A 22,008-nucleotide genomic window follows, 5' to 3' on the forward strand; every position below is an offset into this window, starting at 1 on the left:
CCTGGTGGCTCGGTCAGGACTTCGGTACGTCGATCCGGTCGATGTCCGGTGCGTAGCCGGTGCCGCTGTCGAAGGTGATCGTGTTGGCGCCGGCCTTGAGCGTCACGGGCACGTACACGCTCGACACGGTCCCCCAGTCGCCGGTGGCGGGGAGCTTGTGGCGGGTGGCGCCGCCGCCGTTGGCCGAGATGTCCACCGAGCGGGCGTCACCGCTGATGTAGGAGACCTTGATCTGGTAGGTGCCGGTCTTGGCGACGACGACGTCGCGGAAGGTCAGGGTCCCGCCGAGGTACAAGTTGCCGACCTTCTTTCCGTCGGAGCAGGCGGAGCAGTCGGCGACGGAGGCGTTGCCGCCGAGGGTGTTCGCGGAGGACTCGGCCTCGTATCCCGTGAAGGCGAGTCCGGTGCCGTGCGGGGTGACCGTGAACAGGCGCGAGCCGTGGGCGGGCAGGGCCTGGGTCACCGTGTTCTTGTAGGTGCCGAGGTTCTCGTGGTTCCACAGGTCGCGGACGGACGCCTTGCCGGTGAAGCCGAGGGTGGTCCAGTCGGCGGTGACGGCGGCGGGGGCGTCGGCGAGGTTGAACAGGGCGACGGTGTAGGTGCCGTCGGTGTTCCTGGCGGACCAGACCTGTTGCGGGTCGGACGGGGTGACCGGGTGTGCGGGCGGGTTGGGACCCTGGTTGAGGCCGATGACCTCGCGGTTGGTCAGCAGGGACAGGCCGTAGGAGTCCAGGCGGGTGAGGTCGTCGCCGGTGTAGAGGGGGGACTTGGCGATGGCCCACAGGGTGGCGTAGCTCTGCCGTTCGGCTTTGGTGAGGCCGTCCATCTGCCCGTTGCCGACATCGAGGGAGTCGAGGTCGTTCCAGCCGCCGGGTCCGGCGTGCCGGGTCCAGGCGGGGGTGTCGTCCCAGCGGTCGTCGACCGAGTTCTCCCAGCTGACCAGGGTGTTGCAGTAGCACTCGACGTCGGTGTCGATGCGCCAGCCCTGCGAGTACTTCTTCCAGTCGGCGGCGTGTCCGATGTCGAGGGACCAGGAGAGTTCGAGGTGGATGGGGCGGCCGGTGCCGGCTATCGCCCTGTTCCAGGCGGCCACGTCGGCAACGTTGTCGTACTGGTCGCCGCTCTTGCCGGAACCGGGGCCGACCCCGTCGAGCTTGAGGAAGTCGTAGCCCCATTGGGCGATCAACTGGGCCTGGGAGTCTATGTACTTGTCCGTGCACGGCTTGGAGAAGTCGAGCTTGTAGGCGCTGTCCCAGCCGTTGGTGGTGCGCAGGTCGTCGTACACGATGTCGGCGGTGGTGCAGCCGTCGGCGTTCCAGATCGGCGTCGTCCCGTCGTCGTACGCCCCCTTCTCCAGGCCGGCCGGGAGATAGATGCCGGCCTTGAGGCCCTTGGCGTGGATGTGGTCGGCGACGGCCTTCATGCCGTGCGGGAAGCGGACCGGGTCGGGCTTCTGGCGGCCGTACTGGTCGAACCCGGACTTCCAGGCCTTGTCCATCCACCAGCCGGCGTCGATGTCGACGTACTCGTAGCCGTACTTCTTCAGCTTGGCGGCCATGGCGTCGGTCTGCTTCAGGACGTTGGCCTCGGTCAGGTAGCTGTAGTCACCGTCCGGGTTGAGGCCGGGGTACTTGGACGACTGCATGCTCCAACTGGACCAGCCCATGTAGGGCTTGGCGGCGAGGGAGGGCGCGGGCGCGTCGGCGGCGTGGGCCGTGGGGACGGCGACCGCCGTGAGAGCGAGCACCAGCAGGGCTCTGGCGGGCAGGGCGAAGTACGAGGATGACCGCATGGGCCGTACCTCCAATGGGGTGCGGGTTCTTATCGGCTCGGGTCCGGGGTGATGAAGGACTGGATGGCGGTGGCGGCGGCTCCGCGGGCCCACTCGTCGAAGGGCAGCGGGCGGGTGCGGACGTCGCACTGGGCGGCGGAGCCGAAGGCGGCCGCGACGAAGGCGTCGCGGATCTGCTCGGCGAACAGGTCGTAGGCGGCGAGTCCCTCGCCGGAGATGATCACGCGCTCGGGGCCGAGGAGGTTGGCGACGGTGGCGATGCCCCGGCCGATCGCCTCGCCCGCGCGCGCGTACACGTCCCGGGCTCCGGCCACACCTTCACGGGCCAGGCGCAAGGCTGCGTCGGCGTCGGGGAGTTCGGCCCCGGTGGCCTCGCGGACCTGCCGGACGATCGCCGCTTCCCCGGCGATCGACTCGACGCAGCCGCGGTTGCCGCAGCGGCAGAGCGGGCCGGCCGGGTCGACGGTCACATGGCCGATCTCCCCGGCCACTCCGTGCGCCCCGGCGACCACACGGCCGTGCACCACCAGGCCGCAGCCGATGCCTGCGCCCACGGTGACCACGGCGAAGTCGGACAGGCCCACTCCGGCGCCGAACCACTGCTCGGCGACCGTCAGGGCGCGTACGTCGTTGTCGACGGTGACCGGCAACCCCGTGGTCGTGGCGGCGAGTTCGGCGAGCGGGATGTCGCGCCACTCCAGGAAGGGCGAGTAGCGGACGGTGCCCTCGCCGCGGTCGACGTCACCGGAGACCGCGATGCCGAGACCCAGGACCGGAGCCGTGGAGCCGTCCGCCTCGGCCAGGAGCCGCTGGACGAGTTCCGTGATGCTCGCGAGCACCGTCCTGGGCTCGCGGTCGGACAGCGGCAGATGCCGGGCGACGCGGATACGGCAGCACAGGTCGGTGAGGACCCCGATGATCTCGTCGCCGGTGACCTTGACGCCGATGAACAGGGCGCGCCCTCCGTCGACCCGTACGAGGTTCGCGGGCCGCCCCAGCGCCGGGCGGGCTTCCTCGTCCGCGCCCTCCACCAGGTATCCGGCCTCGATGAGCGGCCGGACCGCCTTGGTGACGGCGGCCGGCGACAGACCGACCCGCCGGGCCACCTCCAGGCGGGGCAGGGGGCCCTGGGACAGGACGGTGGTGAACACCTGTGAGGCGGCGGGTGTGTTGGCGGGGAACGTCTCGGCGCGAGGGGTGGAGCGCATGGCCGGGAACTTAGAGGGCTTCTTTTCCTTCGTCAATAAAAGAAGCAGGATCGGCTGTGCGTTTCTGAAGAGACTTCTGTGCCCACCAGAGCGGCCAATCATCACTTTTTGCACATTTGATGGCGATAATCACCGCGTTCGTATGGAAACTGACGAAGCGACAGGAGATCAGCCGGATGGCATCAGCACGAGTGATGGTCGGAACGGTGGCCGGAGCGGTCCTGCTGCCCCTTCTCGCGGTTCCCGCCCACGCCGGGTCGCCCGCCGCACCGGCGGTGGATCTCACAGGTCTGCTCGGCGTGTTGCATTCCGCGACGGCGCAGGGCGCGCCGGGGTCCATGGCCCGGGTCGACGACGGGAACACGGTGTACCGGGCCGCGGTCGGCGTCGCGGACCGCAAGAGCGAGCAGACGATGAGCGACACCGACCGGTTCCGTATCGGCAGCGTCACCAAGACCTTCACCGCCGTCGTCCTGCTCCAACTGGTCGACGAGAGGAAACTGGACCTCGACGCGCCGGTCAACCGCTACCTGCCCGGGCTGCTGCCGGACGACCGGATCACGGTGCGGCACGTCCTGAGCCACCGCAGCGGCCTGTACGACTACACGAACGAGATGTTCGCCAAGACGGTCCAGGGGTTCGAGGCGGTCCGCAAGAAGGTCTTCACCCCCGAGGAGTTGGTGAAGCGCTCGCTGCGCAAACCGCGCACGAACGCGGCCGGCGCGGTGTACTCGTACTCGAACACCAACTTCGTCGTCGCCGGCATGCTGATCGAGAAGCTGACCGGGAATCCGGTGCGGAGCGAGTACGAGAAGCGGATCATCGAACCGCTGAAGCTGCGCGACACGTTCTACGTGCACCCCGGCATGAAGATCCCCGGTCGTCATGCCCGCGGCTATCTCACCCCGGACCAGGCCGGTGCCCCGCTCGTCGACGCGACCGAGCAGACCGCGTCGTGGGCGCAGAGCGCGGGCGCGCTCATCTCCAGCACCCGGGACCTGAACACCTTCCTGTCCGCCCTGCTCGCGGGCCGGCTCACCTCGGCCGCGCAACTGGCGCAGATGGAGCGATGGGTGCCGGCGGGGAGCGGTCAGGCGTACGGCCTCGGGTTGCGCCGTCGCGATCTGTCGTGCGGGGTCTCGGTGTACGGCCACACGGGTGCCGTGCAGGGCTTCTACACCTACGCGTTCGCCTCGAAGGACGGCAAGCGCGCTCTCGCCGCGGTCGCCAACACCTCCAACAACGGCACGGTCCTCAACACGATGCTGCGCACCCTCGACTCCGCGTTCTGCGGCAAGGCGACGAAGGCTCCACGCGGCAAGGCGCCGGTGGAGCGGCACGAGGGCATGGCGCCGGCGGTCACGCTGGACTGAGCGCGCCGGGAACCCCTGCGCCCTGGTGTGCGTTTTCCCGGCGAGCGACGACACCAGGGCGGCAGGATGAGCGAGTTGGTCCCCGGGGGCAATCTGCCCCTCCCCGACGGGGCCGTCACCGTGCGGGTGCCCGGCCCCTTCGACGTGTCCGCCCTCGTCACGGACGACGGCGGCAAGGTCGGGGACGACGCCGACTTCGTGTTCTACAACCAGCCCTCCGCACCCGGCGCCCGGCTCTCCGGCGACACCCTGACCATCGATCCCCGGGCACTGCGCGCGGGCGCCTCCAGGGTGACGGCGGTCGTCAGCCCGGCCGACCCCGGCACCGCCCTGGGCCGGCTGCCCGCCCCGGTGCTTCAGGTCACCGGTACGGGCGGCCGCTCGCTCGCCCGGTTCGCGCCGCCGCGGCCACGGCAGGAGACCGTCCTGCTGCTCGCGGAGATCTACCGGCGGGGCGACGGCTGGAAACTGCGGGCGCTGGGGCAGGGGTACGCGGACGGGCTCGCGGGGCTGGCGCGGGACTTCGGGGTGGATGTCATGGACGACACGCCGACGACCTCGGTGCCTTCCGTGCCGTTGACGGTCTCGGGGACGCGCCGTACCGCTGCTCCCGCCCTCCGGACGCCCTCGGGGACGCCCCCGGCCCACCCGCCGCCTCCCACCCGTCCCGCGCCCCTGCCACGCTTCCCCGCGGCCGCCGCCTCCCCCGATCTGGCCGCCTTCCTCACCCTGGTCAACTCGGCACGCTCCACGGCCGGTTCACCCCCGGTCACGCTCGACCCCCGTCTCACCGACGCCGCCCGCGCCCACGCCTCCGCGATGGCCTCCGCGGACCGCCTCGGCGTGGAGGGCCCGGACGGCGTCTCCGTCTTCCAGCGGATCACCGCCACCGGACACGCGTACCTCACCGTCGGCGAGCAGCTCGTATCCGGCCCCCGCGACCCGTCCGAGTTCGTCGAGTACTGCCTGCGCACCGAGCAGCCCCGGCGGACCCTGCGCGACCCGGCCTTCAGTCACGTCGGACTGGCACACGCCACCAACGGCCGCTCCGGCGACGTGTACTGGACGGCGCTGTGGACCAGGCCGCTCACGCCCGCCGACCTGACGCGGACCGCCGACGAGGTCGTCGGCCTCACCAACCGCGAGCGCGCCCGGGCCGGCCTGCCGCCGCTCGGTGTCGATCCCCTTCTGGCCAGTGCCGCGCAGGCGTACAGCACCGACATGGCGGTCCGTGCCTTCTACTCCCACACCTCCCCCGAGGGCACCCAGCCCTGGGACCGGGCCGCCGCGGCGGGTTCGACCCGTCGCTCCATCGGGGAGAACATCGCATGCGGCCAGCGCTCGGCCGCCGAGGTCGTCGAAGGCTGGATGAACAGCCCAGGTCACCGCGCCAACATCCTCAAGCCCGGCTTCACCCACATCGGGATCGGCTTCGCGGGCGGCGGTCCGGCGGGCACCTACTGGACCCAGTTGTTCGGCGCCTGAGTGAGGCCCGCGGACGAGAGTTGGGCCGCGATCTTGGCGGAGGGGATCCCTCCGGGCCAGGATGCCCCCATGAAGGGTGACCTCTTTTCCAGTGAGCACATGGTGCAGCCGGCCACGGCGCCGGGTATGACGGTCGAGAACTCCAAGTGCATCAGGTACGCGGTGCACGGCGAGATGCTCGCCCGCCAGGGGGCGATGGTCGCCTACCGCGGCAGTCTCCAGTTCGAGCGCAAGGGCCAGGGCGTCGGGGGCATGCTCAAGCGGGCCGTCACCGGCGAGGGACTGCCGTTGATGGCGGTGCGCGGGCAGGGCGAGGCCTGGTTCGCACACGAGGCGCAGAACTGTTTCATCGTGGACGTGGAACCGGGTGACGAGTTCACGGTCAACGGCCGCAACGTCCTGTGTTTCGACGCCTCGTTGGCGTACCGGATCGCGACCGTGAAGGGCGCGGGCATAGCCGGCGGCGGTCTGTTCAACAGTGTCTTCACGGGGCACGGCAGGCTCGGGCTCGTCTGCGAGGGCAACCCGCTGGTGATCCCGGTCTCGCCGGAGTTCCCGGTGTACGTCGACACGGACGCGGTCGTCGGGTGGACGGCGGGCCTCGCGACCTCGCTGCACCGTTCGCAGTCCATCGGGTCAATGCTGCGCGGCGGTTCCGGGGAGGCGGTGCAGCTGGTGCTGCAGGGCTCGGGATACGTCGTCGTACGGCCGAGCGAGGTGACCCCGCAGAAGGCACAGCAGCACTGAGGACCCAGGCAGTGATCTGCGCCTCACAGGCAACCCGTCCGGCTCCGCCCACGTCTTGACCGGCAACGGATGATGCCCCGGCCCCGGGCCGGGGCTCATTTTCGAGGCACTATACACACCATGTATACACAGCATGTATAGATGAGGTGTATACGGACGGAAAGGCATGCATGTACGGCAAGGCATTCGCCCCGGAGTACCAGGGCGCGCTCACCACCCTCTCGGTGAACTCCTCGCTGGACGAGGTCCTGGCCGCCGGCACCGAGCAGTTGAGAGCGGCCGAGCGAGCCGGACGGCACGCGGAAGCGGCCCGCTCCGGACTCGCCGTCGCCGAGGCGCTGCGCAGGCTCGGCCGGGTCGCCGACGCCGACCGCGCCTGGAAGGCGAGTTACCGGGCCGCCCGCCGGGCCGGGGACACCGCGGGCATGGCCTGGGCACTGTGGAGCGGCGGCACGCTGGCCCGCCAGCGCGGCGGATTCTCCCTGGCCCGGCGGCTGTTGGGGCTGGCGGCCGAGCTCGGTGAGCGTGGCGGGGATGTCGTAGTGCGTGGTTACTCGCTGGCGGGGCTGGCCGAGACCGGCCGTATCCAGGGCGACTACGAGGCGGTCGGCCGGCTCCACGAACAGTTGCTGGCGGATGCCAGACGGCGTGGCGAGGCACGGCACACGGTGTGGGCGCTGTCCGGCATCGCGCAGATGCACCGCAACACCGGGTCCTACGACACCGCGTTCGCCATGTTCGAGGAAGCGGCCCGGATCGCCGCGGGCGCCGACGACCGGCGCGGTCACGCCTGGGCGCTGCGCGGGCTCGCCGACCTCGTCTCCGTGCGCGACGGCGACACGGGGCGCGCCCTCGCCCTGCTGTCCGAGGCGGAGACGACCTGCCGCGAGATGAACCTGTCCAGCGCACTGGCCTACAACCACAAGATGCGCGGCAACGTTCTCTACCGTGCGGGGCGTTACCCCGAGGCCCGCGACCTGTACGCGCAGGCGCTCGCCGCGTTCCGCGCCATGAGCGAACCTCGCGGGGAGGCCCTGGCCCGGCTGGGGCTGGCCAAGTGCCTGGCCCGCCTGGGCCGTGACCGCGCCGAGACCGCGGCCGAACTGGACGATCTGGCTCGCGTGTTGGAACGGACCGGGCTGCGGCACGCGCAGGAGATGGTGGCGCGGGCCCAGGAGGAGTTCGGTGTGCGGACGGAGGCGGTACGGTGACCGCGCTCGCCGCTCCCGAAGTCCTCACCCGCTGCCGCCTGTTGGTCCAGCCGGCGCTCCAGGAGGCCGTCGGCCGACTGCACCCCTGGGTGAGCGAGATGGCCGCCTATTCCTTCGGCTGGTGCAAGGTCGGCGGCGCCCCGGTCGTCGCGTCCGGCGGCAAGGGGGTGCGCCAGGCACTCGCCGTGCTGGGTGCCGAGGCGGCCGGCGCGCCCGGGCGGGCCGGGGTGCCCGCCGCGGTCGCGGTGGAACTGGTGCACGTCTTCTCGCTGCTCCACGACGACATCATGGACGGCGACCCGGCCCGGCGCGGCCGCCCCACGGTGTGGAAGGCGTACGGCACCGGCCCGGCCGTTCTCGCGGGTGACGCCCTGTTCGCGCTGGCCGTCGAGACCCTGGCCGATGCCGGCTCCGACGCGGTACGGCTCCTGTCCGCCGCACTGTCCGACCTGGTGCGGGGCCAGGCGGACGACCTCCTGTTCGCCACCCGCCCCTGGACCGGACCGGAGCGGGTGCGGCCGCAGGAGTACCGGACCATGGCCGAGCACAAGACCGGGGCACTGCTGGGCTGCGCGGCGGCGCTGGGCGCTCTGCTCGGCGGGGCGCCCCCGGCCACGGTGGCCGCCCTGGACCGGGCCGGGCGGCATCTGGGGGTCGCGTTCCAAATCGTCGACGACGTCCTGGGAATCTGGGGCGATCCTCTGGTCACGGGCAAGCCCGTGCACGGCGATCTGCGGGAGCGGAAGAAGACCTTCCCGGTGCTGGCCGCGCTCGACTCACCGACATCTGCGGCGACGCGGCTGGCGCGGCTCCTGGAGTCGGACGGGCCCCCGCAGGAGATGGCGGGCCTGGTCGAGGAGTGCGGCGGTCGGTCGGCCGCCCTCGCCGAGGCCCGCCGTCGCATGGCCTTGGCGGAGACGGCCTATGACCTGCGGCCTTTGCTGGACTACCTGCTGCGGCGTGATCTCTGATGCCGAGTTGACCGGCGCCGGCCGTCGGGACAGGGTTCGAGAAGAGCTCTCCCCACCGGAAGGAACCGTCTTGATCAGGATCACGGACATCGAGCAGCAGGCCGGGCTGATCGCCGGACACGTCGTACGCACGCCGACCCTGCCCAGCCCCGGCCTGTCCGCGCTGCTCGGTGCTCCCGTCACCGTCAAACTCGAACTGCTCCAGCGCACCGGTTCGTTCAAGGCGCGCGGGGCGACGGCCAAGCTGCTGTCGCTGGGTCAGGCGGAGCGGGCGGCCGGGGTCGTGGCGGTCAGCGGCGGCAACCACGGGATCGCCCTCGCTCACATGGCGGCGGCGCTCGACGTCAAGGCGACGGTGGTCATGCCGCGTTCGGCGCCCGCCCGGTCGGTGGAGATCGTGGCGGCGGCCGGGGCGTCGCTGCGGCTGACGGACGACATGGACGGTGCCTTCTCGCTCGTGAACCGGCTGCGGGACGAGGGGCTGACGCTGGTCCACCCCTTCGACGACCCCCTGGTGATCGCGGGGCAGGGGACCGTCGGACTGGAACTCTCCGACGACGCGGGCGACCTCACCGACGTCCTCGTCAGCGTCGGGGGCGGCGGCCTGATCGCCGGGGTCGCGGCGGCGCTGCGGGCGCGTCGTCCGGGTGTCAGGGTCTGGGGCGTGGAGACCGAGGGCGCCGAGTCCATGTCCCGGGCGCTCGCCGCGGGCGGCCCGGTGCCGGTCGCCCTGTCCTCCGTCGTGACCACGCTGAGCGCCCCGTCCGTCTCGCAGCTGACGTACGACCATGTGGCGGCTCTGGTCACCGAGGTCCTCGTGGTCCCGGACCGGGAGGCCGTGCAGGGCTGTCTCGACCTCGCCGAGCACGCCAAGGTGTGGGGCGAACCGGCGGCCGGATGTCTTCTGCCCGCCGCCCGGAGGGTGCTGGAGCGCGTCGGCGACGACTGCCGGTTGGGCCTCGTCGTGTGCGGCGGCAACGCGACCACCGCCGACGTCATGGCCTGGGCCGGGCGATTCGGGCTGCGGTGAGAGAAGTACTCGACCGTGTTCGTTCTACTGACCCGAAAGTCAGAAAGCGAGCAACCAGAAAGCGAATTCCATCGGTTGACGATGTGATTGAACATATCCCGCCGCACCCGCCGTACCTCTGTGAAAGGTGAGAGCCAGGGGTTCAGCGAGGGATGACCATGGTCAAGGCGCACGTCTCCACACACGAGTTGGTCGCCGGACGGTACCGGCCCCTGGATGTCCTGCACCGCGAGACCAACCGGACCTGGTGGTACGGCGAGGACGTCTCGACCGAACGCCCCTGTCTGCTCACCGAGATCGGACTGCCGGCCGGTACCGACGAGGAGACCTCGCTGCGCACCGCCGCAGGAGTCGTCCGGATGTCCAAGACCATGCGGGTGCTCTCCCCCGGCCGGATCGCCGCGGTCGTGGACGCCGTGGCACAAGGGGGCGCCCTGTGGACCGTCACCGAGCCGGTCGACGGCATCCCACTGGGCGAACTCCTGGGCCGCCAAGGCACGTTCGACCACGTGCGGGCGGCGCGCATCGGCCTGGAGCTGCTGGAGGTGCTGGACGCGGCGCACAGCGAGGGCATCACGCACGGTGAACTCAGCCCGGGCCAGGTGTTCGTGCACCACCAGGGCTCCGTCGTCGTCACCGGCTGGGGCCTGGCCGGCGCGACCCTCGCCCCCCGGCTCTCGGCACCGTCGTACGCCTCCCCCGAACAGGCCCGTGACGAGCGCATCGGGCCGGCCGCCGACCTGTGGGCGCTCGGCGCGATCCTCTACACGCTGGTCGAGGGACGTCCGCCCTTCCGTGACCGCGACCGTCCCGCGGCCACCCTGAAGGGAGTCGACCGGCTGCCGCTGCGGGCGCCGGTGCGCGCCGGGCCCCTCACCCAGACCGTGCAGGGGCTGCTGCGCAAGAACTCCCATGAGCGGCTGAGCCGCACCGCCGTGCGGGGCGCCCTCCTCCGGGTTCTCGACGAGGACCCCGACGCGACCCCACCGGAGGAACCCAGGTCCCGCCTGCGCGTCCTGCACGGCGTGGCCCCGGGCCGCAGCAGCCGGTTCCTGATCGCGGGGACCGCCCTGGCCGTCGTCACGGTGGCCGCCGCCGTCCTCACGGTCACCAAGGCGCTGCCCGGCGGCGACAGTGCGACGACAGGTGAGGCGCCCGCCCCGTCCGCGTCGGCCTCCGCCTCCGTGCCCGCCCCGCCACCTCCGGTCCCCTCCTCGTCGGTCACCGCATCCGGCAGCCGCACCGACGAGAGCGTGGACCCGCCCGCGACGCCCACACCCACGCCCACACCCACAACCACGCCGAGCCGAACGGCCTCTCCCACCGCGGGCACGGGGCTGCCGCCCGGATACAGCGAGTACCGCTCCCCCGAAGGCTTCTCCATCGCCCTGCCCAAGGGATGGAAGCCGCTGGAGACCGAACGCCAGGGCGACCTGGCGTACCGCGTGACCTTCGGCGCCTCCGGTGACCCGCGCACGCTCGCCGTCACCTACAGCAAGGCCGTCGGCACGGACGCCGTGGCGGTGTGGCGCGACGACGTGGAACCGGGCCTCGAGGACAACCCCGGCTACCAGCGCATCGGTGACATCCGCGCGACGACCTACCAGGGCCGCGAGGCCGCCGACATGCAGTGGGTCGAGGACGTCGACGGCGCCCGGGTGCGCACCTTCGGCCGCGGCTTCCTCATCGGCGGGGGCCGCGGGTACTCACTGCGCTGGACGACCCCGGCGGCCGACTGGAACGCCGACACGAACCAGCTGGCGCTGGACACCTTCCTGAGCAGCCTCCGCGTGCCCTCAGACTGAGCGCGGCGCCCGCATCCGCCGCAGCGGTCCGGCGTGCAGGGGCTGAGTGCGCCAGCGCGCGGTGAACGTCCGGTCCCCGAGCGAGCACGTCACCAGCAGGTGGTGCGGTGTCTCCAGGAAAGCCACGTCGACGGCGAGGGTCTCCGCGTCGGTCCAGCCGCCGCTCACCGCGACGGGCACCGGCTCGTCGGCCACCGTCCAGCCGGCCTCTCCGAGCCCCAGTTCCAGCCGGTCGCCGTCGTCGACCAGCGTCACGCGGCCCCCCGGGTCCACCTCGACCGCGCTCAGGGACGGCTGGTCGGCGCAGGCACCGCCGTGGGGAGTGAAGGCGGTGTTCCAGTCCTCCGCCCGGTCCGCAGGGGTCGCCTTGCCCCCGGCGGGCGGCACCGCGAGCCGTGTCAGACGGTCGGCCAGCGCCGTGTCCGCCGCCGCGCGGCCGGGCAGCGGGCCGGCCCCGAACGCGGGAAGCAGATGCTCCCAGACCAGGTCCAGCACCTTCTGCATGTCCACGGTCTCCGAGGTGATCGCGAGCACCACGTCCTGTTCGGGCAGCACCACGCAGAACTGCCCGTACGCCCCGTCCCCGCGGTAACCGTGCCGCGCCATCCAGAACTGGAAGCCGTAGCCCTGCTGCCAGTCCGACCAGCCGCCCTCCGGCGGAGCCCCGTGCGAGATCTGGACCCGCGTCGCCTCGGCCACCCATGACTCGGGCAGCAGCCGCTCGCCCTCCCACACCCCGCCCCCCAGGTACAGCAGGCCGAGCCGGGCGACGGCGTCGGTGGTGGCGTGCAGCCCGCTGAAACCGAGCTCACGGCCCGTGCGGTCGGGGATCCAGGCCACCTCGCCGATCCCGAGCGGTGCGAACAGCCGGGGCCGCAGGTACTCGGTGAGCTTCTGGCCCGTGACGCGCTGCACGATCGCGGCGAGGGTGTAGGTGGCGGGCTGGTTGTAGGCGAAGACGGTGCCCGGGTCCCGGTCGGGCGGCACCAGCAGGAAGCCCCGGACGAGCTCGTCGCGGTCCTGTGCGCGCGCCCGGTCCAGTGTCTCCTCGAGATGACCGCTGGCCATCGACGCCACATGCCGTACGAGCATCGCGCGGCTGCGCGGGTCGATGACATCGGCCTCGAATTCCGGGAAGTACGAGATCACCGGGTCGTCGAGCCGGATCAGTCCCTCGGCGAGGGCGAACCCGGCGGCCGTCGCGGTGAAGCTCTTGCTCAGCGAGTAGAGGAGCTGCGGCCGGTCCGGGGCGTACGGCGCCCACCAGCCCGAGGCCACGACCCGGCCGTGGCGCAGCAGCATCAGACTGTGCGGCTCGATGGCCGGGTCGGATTCGAGGGCGTCGAGGAAGGCCTGTATGCCGGCGGCGTCGACGCCCTGGGCTGCGGGGGTGCTCGTGGGCAGGGAGCTCATGGGGGCATCCTCTCTCGTTCTCCGGACTTGATCGAGAGGGCCCCGGAAGCCCGTTTTCCCTTCCGGTCACCGGGGACTCGGCCCTCATGGTGCAAATCGGATACACGATGATGACCGAGCAGGCCGGCCCGCGAGAGCTCGTCGGCCATGTGGTGCGGGCGGAGGAGGCGGGTTACGACTTCTCGGTGACCTCGGACCACTACTTCCCGTGGCTGCGGTCGCAGGGACACTCGCCGTACGCGTGGAGCGTGCTCGGGGCGGCCGCGCAGGCGACCTCCCGCATTCCGCTGATGACGTACGTGACCTGTCCTTCGTTCCGCTACCACCCGGCGGTGGTGGCGCAGAAGGCGGCGACGATGCAGCTGCTCTCACAGGGCCGGTTCCGGCTGGGGCTCGGCTCCGGCGAGAACCTCAACGAGCATGTGGTGGGCGGCGGCTGGCCCTCGGCCGACGTACGGCACGAGATGCTCGAAGAGGCGGTGGAGATCATCCGCGCGCTGTTCCGGGGCGGCCATGTGAACCACCGCGGGAACCACTTCGACGTGGAGTCGGCCCGGCTGTGGGACCTGCCGGACGAGCCGCCGCAGATCGGCCTCGCCGTCTCCGGCGAACAGTCCTGCGAACTGGCCGGCCGCCTCGCCGACCTGGTCATCGCCACGGAGCCCAAGGCGGGCCTGCTCGACGCGTTCGACCGGCACGGCGGCGAGGGCAAGCCGCGCGTGGGACAACTGCCCGTCTGCTACGACCCCGACCGGGACACGGCGATCAAGCGGGCGCACTCCCAGTTCCGATGGTTCGGCAGCGGCTGGAAGGTCAACTCCGAGCTCCCGCACCCGGATGCCTTCGAGGCGGCCACCCAGTTCGTCACGCCCGACGACGTCGTGGAGTCGATCCCCTGCGGCGACGATCCGGACGACTTCGTCGAGGCGGTACGGCCGTACGCGGAGGCGGGTTTCACCGAGATCGCCCTGGTGCAGATCGGCGGGGACTCGCAACCGGAGTTCCTGGACTGGTCGGCGAAGACGCTGCTGCCCGCGCTGCGCGACGCGTTCGCCTGAGCGGGCCGGCCTCCCCGGCGGTACCCGAGGGTGCAATAGGCTTCCGACCCGCACATCGTGCGGTCCGAACGAGCCTGCCCAGGAGAAGCACCCGTGACCCTAGCGATCGACCCGTCCGACACGTCCTCCGAGGCCTCGGTCGAGACGTCCGGCGCGCCCTTGTCCGACCTCGTCGCGCGGGACGCCCGAGAGTTCGGTGTCTACGCGCGGACCGGCGGATGGGCCTTCGGCCTGATGGTGGCGCGCAGCGTGCGGCCCGGCGGCCAGAGCGCGGACGAGACGCCGAAGGTGTCCGCGAAGGAGTTCGCCGAGCTCGCCGGCTGCTCGCCCGAGCGCGTCATGCGCTACTACAAGGCCTGGGACCGGGCCGCCGACGACGGCATGGTCCCGCACTTCGAGGCGCTGGCGCCGGGCCAGGAGGTGGAACTGCCGGACGCGGACGTGTGGCTCGACTACTACGTCTCCCGCAGCAGCGCCGGCTCCGAGCGCGGCACCGCCATCACCGAGGCCGCCGCGGCCGAGGGCATCCGGCCCACCAAGGCCCTGGAGGTCGCCGAGAACCCGACCGCGCTGCGCGCCGCCATCCTCGCCGACCCCTCCACCGCCCGGGCCGCGCGCAGTGCACTGCTCGACCGGATCAAGGAGGACCCGGAGCTCCAGGCCTCCCTGGCCCGGGACGTGGTGCGCACGGACGACCTGAAGAAGGCCGTGGCCACCGAGAGCCGAGCGGCCGACCGGATCGGATACGTCCGCCAGATCGCCGAGTCCGGTCAGGTCAGGACCCCGGCCGGGCAGACCATCGACGCACCCGTCGACCTGCGCCAGGAGGCCGAGCGGCACCTGTCCCTCCTCGAGGAGCTGGAGGAGGACGAGGACACCGGCGAGTGGGCGGCCGAGGCCTTCGACACCATGAAGTCCCTCGTCGCCGAGGCCGTGGAGGCCGACCCCGAACTCCGGGTCCAGGAACGGCGTACGAAGTTCTACAACAGCCTCCAGAAGGCCACCAAGGTGTTCGAGGAGCTGACCTTCGACGACGCCGAGGACTTCTACGAGGACGACATGGTCCAGCAACTGGAGGAACTCCAGCAGGCCATCGCCTCGTGCATCACCGCCTTGCGCACCGCGAAGGGGAATCACCCGGACGGCTGAGCATCTTGGGCGTGTGAGGGGTACTAGAGGGCGACACGTCGCTCTTCCCGGAGGCCTTCAGGTGAACTCCTTCGTCCGCAGAACCGCGCACAAGACTCTGGTCGTGCAACTACAGGCGGGCGGCACGGGCCGTTGCCCCGTGCTCGCCCACCTGGGCTACGACGCGGCGGACCCGTTCGCCGTCACCGCGGTGTTCAGCCATGACGGCCGGGTGCTGGCGCGGTGGCGGCTGGACCGGGAGATGCTCGCTGACGGACTGCGGGGTCCGGTCGGGGTCGGGGACGTACGGTTCAGCCCCGTCTCGACCGGCGTCTGGGAGGAGCTCCGCATGGAGTTCTACGGCGACGCCCGCTCCGACGGGGGTCGCCAGCACGCCGTGGTCTTCGCCTGGGCCCCTGCGCTGGCGTCCTTCCTGCGCGAGACCCGCGAGATCGTGCCGCCGGGCCAGGAAGAGGTCCGCGTGGACGACTTCCTGGCCTCGGTCATCGCGGGAGGCTGAGCCGGGCTGAGCCGGAGGCGGAGACGGGGCTGATGCGCACACGGGCTGAGTAGCCGTACTCATGCCGCCGTCGGCCCCCTGCCCCGACGATGAGGGCTCCGACGACAAGGAGCACCTCATGACCGCTGTGCGCCGGCCCCTGCCGGTCCTGCTCGCCTGGGCCGTGGTCGCCGCGCTCGCCCTGTCGGCCTGGGGCCCGCGCGACCGCACCACCTGGTTCCTGGAGACCGTCTGGGTGCTGGTGGGGCTGCCGCTGATCGTGCTGACGTGGCGCCGCTTCCCGCTGACCGACCTGCTGTGCTGTCTGCTGGGGGCCCACGCGCTCGTGCTGATCGTGGGCGGCCACTACACCTACGCCGAGGTCCCGCTCGGCGACTGGGTGCGGGACACCTTCGGGCTCGACCGCAATCCGTACGACCGTTTCGGCCATCTCATGCAGGGCTTCGTGCCGGCGGTCCTGGTGCGGGAGCTGCTCTGCCGCACCTCACCACTGCGGGGAAGCCGCTGGCTGGCGCCGCTGACGGTGTGCGCGTGTCTGGCCTTCAGTGCCGTCTTCGAGATGCTGGAGTGGGCGGCCGCGGTGACCGGGGGTCAGGCGGCGGACGCCTTCCTGGCCACGCAGGGCGATGTGTGGGACACCCAGTGGGACATGTTCTGCGCGCTGATCGGCGCCACGGTGTCCGTGCTGTCGCTGAGCCGCCCGCACGACCGGCAGTTGGACGAGCTGCGCGTCACCTCGTCGTATAGCGGCGCCGGGTCCACAGGGGCACCGCGAACCAGCACAGCAGATACCAGGCCACCACGGCCGTGACGAGCCAGGGCACCCAGGAGTCGTGGGTCGCGACCCGCAGGATCAGCAGCAGGGCGGCCGTCATCGTCGTGAGCAGGAGAACCAGCCCCACGAAGGTCAGCCGGGAAGCGATCCGTACGGCCTGGGGTTTGATGCGCCTCCCGGAGACGAGGCGGTGCAGGGAGACCGGCCCGATGAGGGCTCCGGTGGCGCAGGAGCCGAGCACGACGGTCACGATGTAGATGACCTGGTCGGTGTGGGCGAGGTCGTCGTACTTGGGTGTGAACACCACGGTGAGCAGGAAGCCGAACAGGATCTGGACACCTGTCTGCGCGACGCGTATCTCCTGGATGAGTTCGCCCCACATGCGGTCCGCACGCTCGTCTTCGGTCTCGTTGCGGCCCGTCCGTCTCACCGTCTCGACCATGCGGTACGGGTATCCGGTGGCTGATCGTTCAAACAGCGCGGCTCCGGGAGCGGCGGGAGGCCTCCTCCCGGAGCCGGGCGGGGGTCACCAGCGGTTCTCGACCTGGTCCTTGATCCGGCGGTCGTAGAGGTCCCGGATGGCCGCGAGGGTCTCGCCGGACAGCGGCGGCAGCTTGGCGGCGGCCGCGTTGGCGCGGGCCTGCTCGGGCGAGCGGGCGCCGGGGATGACGGTGGTGACGCCCGGCTGCTCGATGATCCACCGCAGGGCGAGCTGGGCCGGGGTGTAGCCCTCGGGAGCGAGCGCGGAGAACTCGGCGGCGGCCTCGACACCGGTCGTGTAGTCCACGCCGGAGAAGGTCTCGCCGACGTCGAAGGCCTCGCCGTGCCGGTTGTAGGCGCGGTGGTCGTTCTCCGGGAAGACCGTGTCCTTGGTGTACTTGCCGGACAGCAGACCCGAGGCCAGCGGGACCCGGGCGATGATCCCGACGCCCGCCTCCCGCGCGGCGGGGAGCACCTCGCGCAGCGGCTTCATGCGGAAGGCGTTGAGGATGATCTGCACACTCGCCACACCCGGCCGGGCGATCGCCGTCAGCGCCTCCTCGCAGGTCTCGACGCTGACGCCGTACTGGGCGATGCGCTCCTCCTCGACCAGGGTGTCGAGGGCGTCGAACACCTCGTCGGAGGAGTAGACGGGCGTCGGCGGGCAGTGCAGCTGGACCAGGTCGATGCGGTCGACGCCGAGATTGCGGCGTGAACGGTCGTTCCAGGCACGGAAGTTGTCGAGGACGTAGTTCTCCGGGATCTGGTCGAGCCGGCGGCCCATCTTCGTCGCGACCAGCACATGCAGGTCGGGCCGGCCACTCAGGAAGGTGGCGATGGTCTGCTCGCTGCGTCCGTCGCCGTACACGTCCGCCGTGTCGAAGAAGGTGATCCCCGACTCGGCCGCCGCCTCCAGCACCGAGAGGGCTTCCTTGTCGTCGACGTCTCCCCAGTCGGCCCCCAGCTGCCAGGTGCCGAGTCCGACCACGGATGCGTGCTGCTGCGACCTGCCGAATGTGCGCTCGTCCATGGCGTCAGTCTGTCATCCGTGACCGACCTGCGTGGAACGGGCCGCTCCGGGCCGACCTCGGTGAATTGTTCACTCACACGGGTGACACGCTTCGACGTAAGGCATGCACGTGTCAATGAGCGCCTAGCGTGATCCCGTGACTGATCGTTCAGTGAGCAACCATCCGCAGGACGACTCGTCCTGGTCGCGTCGCGGCTTCCTTCTCAGCGCCGCGACCCTGGCCGCCGTACCGATTCTGCTGCCGGCGGACCCGGCGGCCGCGGCCGGGGAGCTGCCCGATTTCCCGGCGGGCGTGGCCTTGCACCGTTCGGCGTACCGGAACTGGGTCGGCGAGATCACCGCCGACGGGCTGTGGGCCTGTGCCCCGACCGGCCCCGACCAGGTGGCCGAGGTCGTCAACTGGGCCTGGCGGCACGGCTGGCGGGTGCGCGCCCGGGGCTCCTCGCACGGCTGGTCACCCCTCACGGTCACGGAGGGCACGGCGTCGGACGCGCCCGTCCTCCTCGTCGACACCGCTTCCCATCTCACCGGCCTGTCCCTGGACTCCGCCTCCGCCGTGCGGGCCGGCACCGGCGTCACGCTGGAGGCGCTGCTCACCTACCTGGAGGAGCACGGGCTCGGGGTCACCGCCGCGCCCGCCCCCGGCGACCTCACCCTGGGCGGCGCGCTGGCGGTCGACGCGCACGGCACCGCCGTTCCGGCCGACGGCGAGCAGCGGCTGCCGGGACAGACGTACGGCTCACTCAGCAATCGCATCCTGTCGTTGACGGCGGTGGCGTGGGACGAGGACAGCGGGGCGTACGTGCTGCGTGAGTTCAGCCGCGCCAAGGCCGACAGTGCCGCCCTGCTCACCCATCTCGGGCGGACCTTCGTCACCGAGGTCGTGCTGCGGGTCGGCGCCGACAGCAATCTGCGGTGTGTCAGCCGGGTCGACATTCCGGCGGCCGAGCTCTTCGCGGCGCCCGGCGGGGACGGGCGGACCTTCGCGAGCTTCCTGGAGGAGGCCGGGCGGGTCGAGGCGATCTGGTTCGCCTACACGGAGTTCCCGTGGCTGAAGGTGTGGAGCGTGGTGCCGACCAGGCCGCTGACCTCGCGGCGCGTGACCTCGCCGTACAACTACCCCTTCTCCGACAACGTTCCGACCCTGGTGGCGGATCTGGCCGGGCGGATGGTGTCGGACGCGGCCTGGTATCTGGCGCCGGTGCTCGGGAACGCGCAGCTCGACGTGGCGACGGTGGGGCTCACAGCGACGCTGTCGGCGGACATCTGGGGGCCGTCCAAGAACACGCTGCTCTACATCAAGCCGACGACGCTCAGGGTGACCGCGAACGGGTACGCGGTCCTCACGAGCCGGGACCAAGTGCAGCGGGTCGTCTCGCAGTTCACGGACTTCTACCGGGAGCGGCTCGCCGCGTACACGGCGCAGGGACGGTTCCCGGTCAACGGAACGGTGGAGATCAGGGTGACCGGCCTCGATGATCCGGCCGAGGCCGAGCTGGAGGGGGCACGGGCTCCGCTGCTGTCGGCGTTGCGGGCGGACCAGGAGCATCCCGAGTGGGACACGGCGGTGTGGCTGGACATCCTCACGCTGCCGGGGACGCCGTCCGCGGAGGCCTTCCTGCGGGAGATCGAGCAGTTCCTCCTCGGTGGCTACGACGGGACTCGCGTCGAGTGGTCCAAGGGGTGGGCCTACACGGACGACGCCGTGTGGGAGGACGCGGAGGTGCTGGGGACGGCCATTCCCGGTTCGTTCGGTGAGGCGGTGTGGGGCCAGGCCGCAGGGGTGCTGGACCGGCTCGATCCGCACGGTGTGTTCGGCAACGCCTTTCTGGACCGGCTGTTCCGTTAGGGCGTCAAGTGGGCCTGCACCGTGGGGGCGTACCGGTCCACCACGTCCTCCACGGCGCTCGCCCTCAGCTCGGTGCCCCGGGCGATGCCGTACATCACGCCCAGGCCCAGGAGGGTGCCCACCGCCAGTTCGGCGCGCAGACCGGCGTCGGGGCCCTGGAGGCGCTCCGCGAGGCGTTCGACCACCTGGGAGCGGAAGTTGACGCGCAGGATGTCACCGTGTGCGCCCTGGACGGGGGCGAAGGCGATCCGGAGCAGGGGGTCGGCGCCTCGTTCGATCTGGCCGGTGAGGACATGGCGGACCATGTGACGGCCCAGTTCGTCCAGGGGGGCGTCGAACAGGTCCGTGGCGTCGGACTCGAAGGACATGACGCGGGCGAAGAGGGCGTCCTTGTTGCCGAAGTACTTCACGATCAACGGCGGGCTGACCCCGGCGCGTTCGGCGACCGCCTTGAGGGTGATGTCGGCGTGGGGGGTGCGGGCCAGGAGATAGCGGGCCGCCCTGAGGATGGCGGCCTTGGTCGCCTCGGCGTCCCGGCGGGCGGTCGTGGTGGTGGGGGGCGGTGTGCTCACGGCACTCATGCTCCCTCCATCGCCTCGTCCCGCGCGCCCCGGGTGCGGCCCCGGGCCCGGCGGGTCCCCCCGGGGGCGTCGCCGGGGATGGTCAGCGCCGCCGCGCACGCCGCGAGGGCGACCGCGCCCGCCAGGGCGAAGGCCAGAAGGTAGCCGTGCAGGGTGGGCACGGGGGCGCCGCCGACCAGGCTGGTGTGGTGGACCAGTACCGCCGCGACCGCCGCGCTGGAGGTGGCCTGGCCGATGGTGCGCATCAGGACGTTGACGCCGTTGGCGGAGGCCGTCTGCTCGGCCGGTACGGCGCGCAGGATCAGCGTGGGCAGGGCCGAGTAGGCGAGGGTGGTGCCGGTGGACACCACGGTCGCGCCCACGATGACCATCCACAGGTCGCGGCTGTCCGCGATGCGCACCGCGTAGCCGCACGCGATGACGGCGGCACCGAGGGCGAGCGTGACGCGCGGACCACGGGAGGTGGAGATCCGGGCCGAGAGCGGTGAGAACAGGAGCATGGTGACTCCGCCCGGCAGCAGGCACAGGCCGGTGGCCACGATCGACAGCCCGAGTCCGTAGCCGGTGGCCTTCGGCGCCTGCACCAGCTGGGCCGTGACGAGGGAGTTGGCGTAGAACGCGAAGCCGGTGAGCAGGGCGGCCACGTGGGACAGGCCCACCCGCGGTCGGGTGACCAGCCGCAGGTCGACCAGGGGCTGGTCGGTGCGCAGCTGGCGCCACCACCACAGGGCCAGGACGACGACGGACACCAGGAACAGACCCACGACCCGGGGGCTGCCCCAGCCCCACTGCCCGCCCTGGGACACTCCGAGCAGCAGGCTCACCAGGCCCACGGCCAGTCCCAGGGCGCCCGGCACGTCGAAGCGGCCCGGCTGCCGTACCGGCGACTCGCGGACCGCCCACGACACGGCCGTGACCCCCAGGGCGCCGAGGGCGCTGGTCATCCAGAACATGGTGTGCCAGTCGGCGTACTGGACGACCATCGCGGCCAGCGGCAGGCCGAGCGCGGCGCCGATGCCGACCGTGGAGCTCATCATCGCGACCGCCGAACCCCGGCGCTCCGGCGGCAGTTCGTCGCGCAGGATGCTGATCGACAGCGGCACCACGGAGGCGGCGGCACCCTGAAGGGCGCGAGCCGCGATGAGCACGGTGATGTCGGACGACAGGGCGCACATCACCGAGCCGAGCGTCATCAGGCCGAGGGCGCCGGTCAGCACCCGGCGCTTGCCGTACATGTCACCGGCACGGCCGAGTACCGGGGTGAGGACCGCACCGGACAGCAGGGTCGCCGTGACCATCCAGGAGACGGCACCGGGCGAGGAATGGGTCAGCCGGGGCAGGTCCGGCAGCAGCGGGACGACCACGGTCTGCATGACGGCCATCAGCGTGCCGCACATCGCCAGCACCGGCACGGTGAGCCGGGTCCGCAGGCTTGCTCCGCGCGGCGGGGATATCGGGCCCTGCTGGTGCATCGGCGCTCCGGCATCGAATAGGGAAAACTGGGGTGAATGGCAATTCACTTTAGCGGTGAATCGCCATTCACCCAACACCC

19 protein-coding genes are annotated in these 22,008 nt (G+C 71.5%); 12 read left to right on the top strand and 7 right to left on the bottom strand.

Going from position 1 to position 22,008, the window contains the following annotated elements; translation table 11 throughout:
- Nucleotides 1–13: 13 nt before the first annotated feature.
- Complete coding sequence (locus QF027_RS03725) at nt 14–1,792, bottom strand: alpha-galactosidase D (RefSeq protein WP_307072593.1); 1,779 nt, start codon at nt 1,790–1,792, stop codon at nt 14–16.
- Nucleotides 1,793–1,821: 29 nt separating this feature from the next.
- Nucleotides 1,822–3,000 (bottom strand): ROK family transcriptional regulator, encoded by a 1,179-nt coding sequence (locus tag QF027_RS03730; protein ID WP_307072594.1) that lies wholly within the window; start codon nt 2,998–3,000, stop codon nt 1,822–1,824.
- 176 nt (nt 3,001–3,176) lie between these two features.
- Between QF027_RS03730 and QF027_RS03735 the strand changes: the two genes are divergently transcribed.
- From QF027_RS03735 to QF027_RS03765, 7 genes are all read left to right on the top strand, one after another.
- Nucleotides 3,177–4,373: a serine hydrolase domain-containing protein gene (locus tag QF027_RS03735; protein WP_306986096.1), complete on the top strand. Its 1,197-nt coding sequence runs from the start codon at nt 3,177–3,179 to the stop codon at nt 4,371–4,373.
- 66 nt (nt 4,374–4,439) lie between these two features.
- Complete coding sequence (locus QF027_RS03740) at nt 4,440–5,858, top strand: CAP domain-containing protein (RefSeq protein WP_307072596.1); 1,419 nt, start codon at nt 4,440–4,442, stop codon at nt 5,856–5,858.
- Between the two features lie 69 nt (nt 5,859–5,927).
- The gene (locus QF027_RS03745; protein ID WP_306986092.1) at nt 5,928–6,605 is read left to right on the top strand and encodes an AIM24 family protein; all 678 of its coding nucleotides are present in this window, start codon (nt 5,928–5,930) and stop codon (nt 6,603–6,605) included.
- 170 nt (nt 6,606–6,775) lie between these two features.
- Nucleotides 6,776–7,816 (top strand): tetratricopeptide repeat protein, encoded by a 1,041-nt coding sequence (locus tag QF027_RS03750; protein WP_307072598.1) that lies wholly within the window; start codon nt 6,776–6,778, stop codon nt 7,814–7,816.
- The gene (locus QF027_RS03755) at nt 7,813–8,787 is read left to right on the top strand and encodes a polyprenyl synthetase family protein (protein WP_306986087.1); all 975 of its coding nucleotides are present in this window, start codon (nt 7,813–7,815) and stop codon (nt 8,785–8,787) included. Before QF027_RS03750 ends, QF027_RS03755 begins: the two co-directional genes overlap by 4 nt.
- A 70-nt stretch (nt 8,788–8,857) precedes the next feature.
- Complete coding sequence (locus tag QF027_RS03760) at nt 8,858–9,817, top strand: threonine/serine dehydratase (protein ID WP_307072600.1); 960 nt, start codon at nt 8,858–8,860, stop codon at nt 9,815–9,817.
- A 152-nt stretch (nt 9,818–9,969) separates the two neighbouring features.
- On the top strand, nt 9,970–11,622 hold the full coding sequence (locus QF027_RS03765) for a serine/threonine protein kinase (RefSeq protein ID WP_306986083.1): 1,653 nt from the start codon (nt 9,970–9,972) through the stop codon (nt 11,620–11,622).
- On the opposite strand, the gene QF027_RS03770 is transcribed toward QF027_RS03765, so the two are convergent.
- Nucleotides 11,614–13,035: a serine hydrolase domain-containing protein gene (locus QF027_RS03770; RefSeq protein WP_307072602.1), complete on the bottom strand. Its 1,422-nt coding sequence runs from the start codon at nt 13,033–13,035 to the stop codon at nt 11,614–11,616. The genes QF027_RS03765 and QF027_RS03770 overlap by 9 nt on opposite strands.
- 86 nt (nt 13,036–13,121) lie before the next feature.
- Here QF027_RS03770 and QF027_RS03775 point away from each other — a divergent pair, with 86 nt between their 5' ends.
- The 4 genes from QF027_RS03775 (at nt 13,122) to QF027_RS03790 (ending at nt 16,552) form a co-directional block, all read left to right on the top strand.
- Nucleotides 13,122–14,093, top strand: a complete 972-nt coding sequence (locus tag QF027_RS03775) for an LLM class F420-dependent oxidoreductase (RefSeq protein WP_306986079.1) — start codon at nt 13,122–13,124, stop codon at nt 14,091–14,093.
- Between the two features lie 93 nt (nt 14,094–14,186).
- Nucleotides 14,187–15,242, top strand: coding sequence for a hypothetical protein (locus QF027_RS03780; RefSeq protein ID WP_306986077.1), 1,056 nt, complete (start codon nt 14,187–14,189; stop codon nt 15,240–15,242).
- Nucleotides 15,243–15,303: 61 nt separating this feature from the next.
- Entirely contained in the window at nt 15,304–15,741 is a 438-nt protein-coding gene (locus QF027_RS03785) for an SsgA family sporulation/cell division regulator (RefSeq protein WP_306986075.1), read from the top strand.
- 118 nt (nt 15,742–15,859) lie between these two features.
- The gene (locus QF027_RS03790; RefSeq protein WP_307072604.1) at nt 15,860–16,552 is read left to right on the top strand and encodes a DUF2238 domain-containing protein; all 693 of its coding nucleotides are present in this window, start codon (nt 15,860–15,862) and stop codon (nt 16,550–16,552) included.
- Here QF027_RS03790 and QF027_RS03795 read toward each other — a convergent pair.
- Both QF027_RS03795 and QF027_RS03800 read right to left on the bottom strand, forming a co-directional pair.
- Nucleotides 16,473–16,958 carry a DUF6328 family protein gene (locus tag QF027_RS03795; protein WP_307072606.1) on the bottom strand — a complete coding sequence of 162 codons (486 nt, stop codon included), beginning with the start codon at nt 16,956–16,958 and terminating at the stop codon, nt 16,473–16,475. The two genes, QF027_RS03790 and QF027_RS03795, sit on opposite strands and share 80 nt — an antisense overlap.
- Nucleotides 16,959–17,042: 84 nt before the next feature.
- Nucleotides 17,043–18,026 (bottom strand): aldo/keto reductase, encoded by a 984-nt coding sequence (locus QF027_RS03800; protein ID WP_307072608.1) that lies wholly within the window; start codon nt 18,024–18,026, stop codon nt 17,043–17,045.
- Between the two features lie 136 nt (nt 18,027–18,162).
- Here QF027_RS03800 and QF027_RS03805 point away from each other — a divergent pair, with 136 nt between their 5' ends.
- Nucleotides 18,163–19,875 carry a cholesterol oxidase substrate-binding domain-containing protein gene (locus tag QF027_RS03805; RefSeq protein ID WP_373432399.1) on the top strand — a complete coding sequence of 571 codons (1,713 nt, stop codon included), beginning with the start codon at nt 18,163–18,165 and terminating at the stop codon, nt 19,873–19,875.
- On the opposite strand, the gene QF027_RS03810 is transcribed toward QF027_RS03805, so the two are convergent.
- Both QF027_RS03810 and QF027_RS03815 read right to left on the bottom strand, forming a co-directional pair.
- Nucleotides 19,872–20,456: a TetR/AcrR family transcriptional regulator gene (locus tag QF027_RS03810; RefSeq protein WP_306986067.1), complete on the bottom strand. Its 585-nt coding sequence runs from the start codon at nt 20,454–20,456 to the stop codon at nt 19,872–19,874. The genes QF027_RS03805 and QF027_RS03810 overlap by 4 nt on opposite strands.
- Nucleotides 20,453–21,928, bottom strand: a complete 1,476-nt coding sequence (locus tag QF027_RS03815) for an MFS transporter (protein WP_307072610.1) — start codon at nt 21,926–21,928, stop codon at nt 20,453–20,455. Before QF027_RS03815 ends, QF027_RS03810 begins: the two co-directional genes overlap by 4 nt.
- Nucleotides 21,929–22,008 lie beyond the last annotated feature (80 nt).

Origin of the sequence: Streptomyces canus, from assembly GCF_030816965.1 — a bacterium.
Lineage (GTDB): Bacteria > Actinomycetota > Actinomycetes > Streptomycetales > Streptomycetaceae > Streptomyces > Streptomyces canus_E.